Source organism: Ruegeria sp. CDSA221 (genome assembly GCF_059611825.1).
The window spans coordinates 82,686-90,409 of the sequence record NZ_JBXWPK010000016.1; the positions used below are offsets into that span (position 1 = coordinate 82,686).

6 protein-coding genes are annotated in these 7,724 nt (G+C 58.3%); all 6 read left to right on the top strand.

The window, feature by feature from the left end:
- Nucleotides 1-36: 36 nt before the first annotated feature.
- A complete protein-coding gene (locus tag AC2FJ5_RS18795) occupies nt 37-2,598 on the top strand; it encodes a putative PEP-binding protein (protein WP_496794300.1) in 2,562 nt (853 codons plus the stop codon).
- Nucleotides 2,599-2,751: 153 nt separating this feature from the next.
- Nucleotides 2,752-3,426, top strand: coding sequence for a cell wall hydrolase (locus tag AC2FJ5_RS18800; RefSeq protein WP_271946407.1), 675 nt, complete (start codon nt 2,752-2,754; stop codon nt 3,424-3,426).
- A gap of 77 nt (nt 3,427-3,503) precedes the next feature.
- The gene (locus AC2FJ5_RS18805; protein ID WP_496794301.1) at nt 3,504-4,871 is read left to right on the top strand and encodes a multicopper oxidase family protein; all 1,368 of its coding nucleotides are present in this window, start codon (nt 3,504-3,506) and stop codon (nt 4,869-4,871) included.
- 100 nt (nt 4,872-4,971) lie between these two features.
- Nucleotides 4,972-5,892 carry a dihydroneopterin aldolase gene (locus AC2FJ5_RS18810; RefSeq protein ID WP_496788737.1) on the top strand — a complete coding sequence of 307 codons (921 nt, stop codon included), beginning with the start codon at nt 4,972-4,974 and terminating at the stop codon, nt 5,890-5,892.
- Nucleotides 5,889-6,887, top strand: a complete 999-nt coding sequence (folP, locus tag AC2FJ5_RS18815; protein ID WP_496794302.1) for a dihydropteroate synthase — start codon at nt 5,889-5,891, stop codon at nt 6,885-6,887. The genes AC2FJ5_RS18810 and folP overlap by 4 nt, the downstream gene beginning before the upstream one ends.
- A gap of 35 nt (nt 6,888-6,922) precedes the next feature.
- Nucleotides 6,923-7,724, top strand: an 802-nt coding sequence (locus tag AC2FJ5_RS18820) for a phosphohexomutase domain-containing protein (protein ID WP_496794303.1), incomplete at its 3' end; no start/stop codon positions are given.

A 7,724-nucleotide genomic window follows, 5' to 3' on the forward strand; every position in this document is an offset into this window, starting at 1 on the left:
CGCTCTTGCGCCATCGGCGCAGGGGCCTATGCTGCGGTGAAACCAAAAGGTGCCGCAGTGCAGAATAACCCGCATACCACTCTGATCACAGCCGAAGCGCCCGTAGCGGCGAATACTCATGGCGGGCGCGCGAAATGCCTGCAGCGTCTGGTTCGGCTGAATTTTCCCGTACCACGAACGGTTGCATTGTCCTTTGATGCAGTGCAGCGGATCGCCGGCGGGCAGGTGCCCGACATTGCGGCCATTCTCGAACAGTTCGACGAGGCGGCGCTGCTATGTGTTCGTCCAAGTTCCGAGGACCCCGATTGGGGCGGGCCTGGGGCAATCCTCAACATCGGTATGAATGATGCGCGCTATGTGGATCTGTCAGACGAGATGGGGAACGAGGCCGCGGCTGCACTGTCGCTGCGCTTTGTTCAAAGCTATGCCATTCATGTGGCGCGTCTGGATGCGGATGTGTTTGACGACATCGAGGCCGATGGGCTGGAAGGTCTGCGCCAGTCGTTGCGGGCCTATGAGGATGAGACCGACGAGCCTTTCCCACAGGATCGTGGTGAGCAGCTGGTTGCGGTTCTGCGTTCGATGGCGCGGGCATGGGATGGAACCTCAGCCCGGCTGTTACGCCAGGCAAAAGGTGCGCCAGCGGATGCAGGTCTGGGCCTGGTCATTCAGGAGATGGTCCCGGGTGTGGGGCAGGGTGAATGCGGGTCCGGCGTTCTGCAACTGATTGATCCGACAACAGGGCTGCAGCAGATAACCGGTCGTTACCTCAGCCAAAGCCAGGGGCGGGACGCGTTGGGCGAGGGGGTCGCCGCGCTGTATCTGGAAAAGGATCCGCGTGGTAAGTCGCTTGAGGAAGTTGCGCCCAAGGCATTCGCGGAACTCAAGGCACATGCTGCAATCATGCGCGAAAAGCTGCGTGAGGAAATGCAGGTCGAATTCGTCATCGAAAATGGGCACGTTCACATTCTGGACGGTGTGCGCGTGCAGCGCAGTGCCCGTGCTGCCATGCGGATTGCCGTTCGGTTGGCCGAGGATGGCATCATTCCTCAGCAAGAGGCGGTGATGCGGGTCGATCCGCATTCTCTGAACGAGTTGCTGCACCGGCAGGTTCACCCCGACGCGCGCCGCGATGTGCTGACCACAGGCATTGCAGCCAGTCCAGGGGCGGCAACCGGAAAGCTTGTGTTTACTGCGGCCGAGGCGCAGGCCAGTGCCGCGCGGGGCGAGCCCTGTATTCTGGTGCGCCGAGAGACGTCCCCGGAAGATGTCCGGGGAATGCACGCCGCAGTGGCTGTTCTGACCGAAAAGGGTGGGATGACCAGCCATGCGGCCGTGATCGGTCGCGGCTTGGGCCTGCCTTGCATCGTTGGCGCCTCTGAAATGCGGTTTCAGACCAAAGAGAAGATGTTGACAGCTCAGGATGGCCGCGTTTTCAAAACGGGCGACAAGCTGACGATAGACGGAACTTCGGGGCAGGTTCTGGCGGGGCAGCCCGCGATGCTTGAGGCGGCGCTAGACGATTGTTTTCAGACGCTTATGAGCTGGGCAGACGCCGAACGTGATATTGAGATCCGCGCCAATGCCGATACGCCTGCGGATGCGCAGACCGCTCGGAACTTTTCGGCACAAGGGATCGGCCTGTGCCGGACGGAACATATGTTCTTTGATCCCGGCCGCCTGATCGTGATGCGCGAAATGATCTTTGCCCAAACCTCTTCCGGTCGTGCGGCGGTTCTGGAACGTCTGCTTCCGATGCAACGCGCAGATTTCGTGCAACTTTTTCGAATTATGGAAGGTCAACCGGTCTGTATCCGCCTGTTCGATCCGCCGTTGCATGAGTTCCTGCCCACGACTCGCAGTGGCCAGCGTGAATTAGCAGAGGCACTTGATCTGCCGGTTTCAGATGTGGAACGCCGTGTCGCCGAGATGACCGAATACAATCCGATGTTGGGATTGCGCGGCGTCAGGCTGGGCATCACGGTGCCGGAAATCTATGATATGCAGGCCCGAGCAATCTTTGAGGCGACGCTTGAGGCCAGCAAAGAGGGCGCTCTGGTGGTCCCCGAGGTGATGATACCGCTGGTTTCGGCCAAGCGCGAGGTTGAGCTTGTCAAATCTCGGATAGACACGGTTGCGGCATCGGTAGCCGCTGAACGAGGGCAAGAGTTCGAATATCGGCTGGGGGTCATGGTGGAAACGCCGCGTGCCTGCCTGCGGGCGGACGAAATCGCTCCACAAACTGCGTTCCTTAGCTTCGGCACCAATGATTTGACCCAAATGACCTACGGATTGTCTCGTGATGACGCTGGTCGTTTCATGTCTGCTTATGTGCGTCAGGGTGTTTTTGCCGAGGACCCGTTCCACGTGCTAGATCCCGATGGTGTAGGGGAATTGCTGAAGCTGGGGTCTGAACGCGGACGCCGGGTTCAGCCGGACGTGACCCTGTCGGTCTGTGGCGAACATGGCGGAAACCCCGAATCAATCGCAATTTGTCGGGATTTGGGGTTCGACTATGTGTCATGTTCACCCTTCCGGGTACCTGTCGCTCGGCTGGCTGCCGCTCAACTGGCGATTTCGTCCAGACTTGGGGGTTGACAGTAACTGCCGACCCAAGGATTAGTGGGAAAAGAAGGTAGCCGTCGTCAACTTATTTTGACGTTACGGCGATTTTCCACTTGCATCTTCTTCTGATCTGGACGTTTCCGATTCAATTCGGTATGAGCCTCATCGCGCCCGCCGGGGGAGGGTATGGCGCAGAATGTGCCTGTGCGAGGTTATCTGATGCTAAGATATATTCTGGCTGTTGCCGTTATGGCGACAACCATGCTGCCTAGTGTGTCCTTCGCTGAGAGGGAAGCAACCGATACTGCGAAACGTGAGCTGGTCGCCCGTAGCGAACTGCCCGGTCAGAATTTTCGCGATTATCTGAATTTGTTCAAGCCCCGACAGGAGCCTGAGCCGAAAGAAGTGTCCTACTCCAAGAGCTGGTTGGACGAGCAACCCACCGCCACCGGAGGCGAACAGTTCAAGTGCCTGGCCGAGGCGTTGTACTTTGAAGCGCGCGGCGAAGGCGTGCGCGGTCAGTTTGCTGTGGCGGAGGTAATCCTCAACCGTGTTGCCAGCAGCCGCTTTCCCGACACGCTGTGTGGTGTGATCAATCAGGGCACAGGTAAGAAATACCAGTGCCAGTTCACCTATACCTGTGACGGTCAAGAGGAAGTGATCCGTGAAAAGAAGGCCTATGAGCGTGTAGCGAAAGTCGCGCGTACAGCCATCGACGGGGCTGCCAAAAAGCTCACCGAAGGGGCTACGCATTATCACACGACCGCAGTGCGCCCGTCTTGGGCCAAGGTCTACAAGGAAACCGCGCGTATCGGTGTCCATATTTTCTACCGTCACAACTATCAGACGGCGAGTAACTGATTGACGCACCCGCGCTGGAACCCTACTGGCGCGGGACGAAAATCGGTTTAGATTGCGGGTCCAGGAGGCCCGTATTGGTGTTATCACGCAGACAGATTTTGCAATCCGGTACAGCAATGTTGCTGTTGCCCAAGGCAGTGCATGCCGCAATAGATGATTTGGTTGCCCAGATCGTCTCCCGACAGCTGGCCCCTGACGGGTACCCCGAGACCTCGGTTTGGTCCTTTGGTGGAAATGTGCCCGGTTCAGAAATTCGCCTGCGCAAAGGGCAAAGCGTCCGGCGCAGATTGGTAAACGATTTACCCCAACCCGCTACGATCCACTGGCATGGCATTCGGATTGTCAATGCAATGGACGGAGTCCCGGGTCTGACGCAGGACGCTGTTCAGCCTGGCCACAGTTTTACCTATGACTTTGTGGTCCCGGATGCGGGAACATATTGGTATCATGCCCATAACCGATCCATGGAGCAGGTTGCGCGTGGCCTCTACGGCCCATTGATTGTCGAAGAAGATAATCTGCCTGATGTGGATCAGGATTTGACCCTTGTCCTGGACGACTGGAGGTTGGCCCCGGAAACCGGGCAGATCGTAGAAGATTTTGATAACCAGCACGACCTCAGCCACGCCGGGCGTTTGGGCAATCTCGTCACAGTTAATGGCCAGTTTGATCCAGAATATGCAGTGGCGCGCGGCGCGCGCCTGAGGCTGCGGCTGATCAATGCGGCAAATGCCAGGATATTCGATCTGGGGCTGGATGGTCTGACAGGTTGGATCGTCGCTTTGGATGGAATGCCTCTGGTTGACCCTTTGCCGTTTTCCGGGAACGTCCCGCTTGCACCTGCTCAGCGGATGGATCTGATCGTGGATGTGCAAAGTGATGAGGGTCAGATTGCCGGGCTTGTAAGTCAAGAACGCGGTGACAGCTTCGGTCTGGTTCGGCTTGCGGTGGCCGGTCAGGCGGCGGCAAACAGGACTGGAATCCGCCCTTTGCCAGCAAATGAGATGCCTAAGGTTCGGCTGGACGACGCACCGATCCATCGCATGACGCTGCAAGGCGGGGCCATGCGCTGGCTGGATTCCGCCAATTTGGGCGAGACCGAGCTATCAGGCCGTGAATTGGCCCAACTCGGGAGGTTTTGGGCATTGAATGGCTATTCTGATCGACCGGATGAGCCGTTTCTGGATGCACGATTGGGAAGTGCTCATCAGATTGAGTTTGTCAATGAAACGGCGTTTCCCCACGCTATGCACCTGCATGGGCACCATTTCCGCATCATCCTGGATGACGGCACGCTGGGCCCCTGGCGCGACACGATACTGATAGGGCGGGGTCAGACCCGTAGAATCGCGCTGATTGCTGACAATCCAGGCGACTGGTTGTTACACTGCCACATGCTGGGTCATTCAGCATCGGGAATGATGAGCTGGTTTCGCGTCAGCTGACGCCGCATTCGAAGACTGGAATGGCGCTTGTTGCAGTGTTATAGGGCCTGCAATGTGTAAATAGGTCCGAAAAGTCCACCAAGCCCAAAGGGTCAACCGCATGAGTTCTGAAATCCGTCTTGCCTTTGCGCACCCCTCCGAGCGGTCCGAAGCGACAGCCACGCGGGGACCTCTGGATCGCATTTCTCTGCGGGACCATATTGTCGAGGTCGAAATTGGCGCTTTTCAGGCCGAGCGCGGAACGACGCAACGCATTTGCTTTAATATCGTTGTCGAAGTGCGCCCTTTGACCGATCCGATTGACGATGATGTTGATCGCATTTTGTCATATGATCGTGTGACCGAGGCTATCGCCTTTGAACTGTCAGCCGAGCGGTTGAACCTGCTGGAAACTCTGGCAGATCGGATTGCGGAAAGAATTTTGCTTGAGCCTCAGGCCGTAAGGGCTTTTGTCAGAATAGAAAAACTGGATCGAGGACCCGGCGCTTTGGGCGTCGAGATCGTGCGCGGTAAAGATGCATCTCACCACGATCTGGTCGAGGAAGAGCGTCCGCACCCGCGTTTGGCCTTCCTGTCAAACGAAGCAATCGCTTCGGACAATCTGACCGGTTGGATCGACCAGTTGGAGAATCGGAAACGCCCCTTGATCCTATGCGTTGGGGCGGCGGAGATGGCCGTTTCACAAACTGGGCACGCCATGACACAACGCCGGATCGACCTTTTGGCCATCGAGCAAAACGCCTGGGTATTGGCCGCGCGTGACCTGCGCTGTGTCGTCGTTTCCACGCGGACTGAGTTGGATTGGGCCATGAAGAACGGACAGATTTGTGTTTGGGCCCCGTCCAAGATCGTTCTTGATGCGGTGGATGGGCCATCTGCCGCACCCTCTGACGCGGTCGCTTTGGCGGCGTGGTTTGCTGCGACTTTCGAAGCAAGTGAGCTGTTGGTTTTCGGAGGCGCCCTGCCGGACTCGCCGCAGATTCCGCTGCGCGCTGTGCCGGTGGATCAGGCGACCCTGTGACTGCTTACTACCGCCCTTTGGTTCAGCATGGTGAGGCGCGCCCCGAGGGGGCGGTCGCCTTGGCCGGTCAGGCGCTGTGGTTCACCCATGTCGAACGCCTCAGCCGGACCGAAGCCGCGCGCATCCTCCCGGTTGCGCAGGTTCCGGGCGATGTTCTGGATCGGCTGACACGTCCACGGGCCGCTATTTCTGGCGTTGCGATGGATAGCCCTCAGATCATGGGCATCCTCAATGCCACGCCGGACAGTTTCTCGGATGGTGGAGTGCATAACTCTGTTGAGGCGGCACAGGCTGCGGCACAGGACATGGTAGCGCAGGACGCCAGGATTCTCGATATCGGTGGCGAGTCGACGCGCCCCGGCGCAAGTTTTGTGCCTGAAGATGAAGAAATCGCCCGGACCGAACCGCTGATCAGGGCGATCAGGTCGGCCACCGATGCGTTGATTTCCATAGATACCCGCAAAGCCGCCGTTGCCAAAGCCGCTTGGAAAGCCGGGGCAGGGCTGATCAACGACGTCTCGGGCTTTACCTTCGATCCGGACCTTGCGCCGTTCTGTGCCCAGGTCGGAGCCCCTGTCTGCGTGATGCACATGCAGGGCGATCCCGGTTCGATGCAGGATGACCCGACTTACGACAATGTTTTGCTGGATGTTTATGACTTCCTACATGGGCAGGTTGGTTTTCTTGAAGACCTCGGCATGAGCCGGGACCAGATCGTTATCGACCCGGGCATAGGATTTGGCAAAACCGAAAAGCACAATCTTATCCTTCTGCAGAATCTCAGCCTGTTTCACGGTTTGGGGTGTCCGATCCTGCTGGGCGTGTCCCGAAAGGGGTTTATTGGTCAGATAGGCAAAGAACCCGGCAAAGATGCCCGTGCGCCGGGATCTATCGCCGTGGGGCTGGCCGGATTGGCACAGGGTGTGCAGATCCTTCGTGTTCATGACGTCGCTGAAACCGCTCAGGCCTTGCGTCTATGGGCCGCCGTCCGGTAATCCGGTCGCAAGCAAGAATTTACGGAGAGATACCAATGCGCAAGCTGTTCGGAACCGATGGGGTGCGTGGCACCGCCAATACGCATCCGATCACGGCTGAGATGGCCCTGCGCATGGGGGCCGCGGTTGGGCGGTACTTCCGACGTGACCAATCCGGCGTGCACCGTGTTGTTATTGGCAAGGATACGCGCCTGTCTGGGTATATGCTGGAAAACGCGCTGACGGCGGGGCTGACCTCGACCGGGATGAATGTTTTGCTGCTGGGACCAGTTCCAACGCCGGCTGTCGGCCTGATGACGCGGTCAATGCGCGCCGATCTGGGCGTGATGATCTCGGCCAGTCACAACCCCGCCGAAGACAACGGGATCAAGTTTTTCGGGCCTGATGGCTTCAAGCTGTCGGATCAGGCGGAAATTGAAATCGAACGGCTGATCGAAGAAGGGGTTAGGCCTGCGCAGGCGCAAAATATCGGTCGGGCCCGCCGGGTAGACGATGCGCGGTTTCGCTATGGCGAGCGGGTGAAATCTTCGCTATCCCGCGATCTTAGACTGGACGGTCTCAAAGTGGTGGTGGATTGCGCCAATGGCGCCGCGCACCGCACCGCGCCCGAGGTGTTGTGGGAACTTGGGGCCGAGGTCATTCCTGTAGGAACGTCTCCTAACGGTAAGAATATCAACCTGAATTGCGGTTCGACCAAACCTCAGCTTGCAGCTGAAACAGTGGTGGCGCACGGGGCCGATGTCGGGATCTGCCTGGATGGTGATGCCGATCGGGTTGTGATCGTGGATGAGCACGGACACGTGGCCGACGGCGATCAGTTGATGGCGTTGTTAGCGA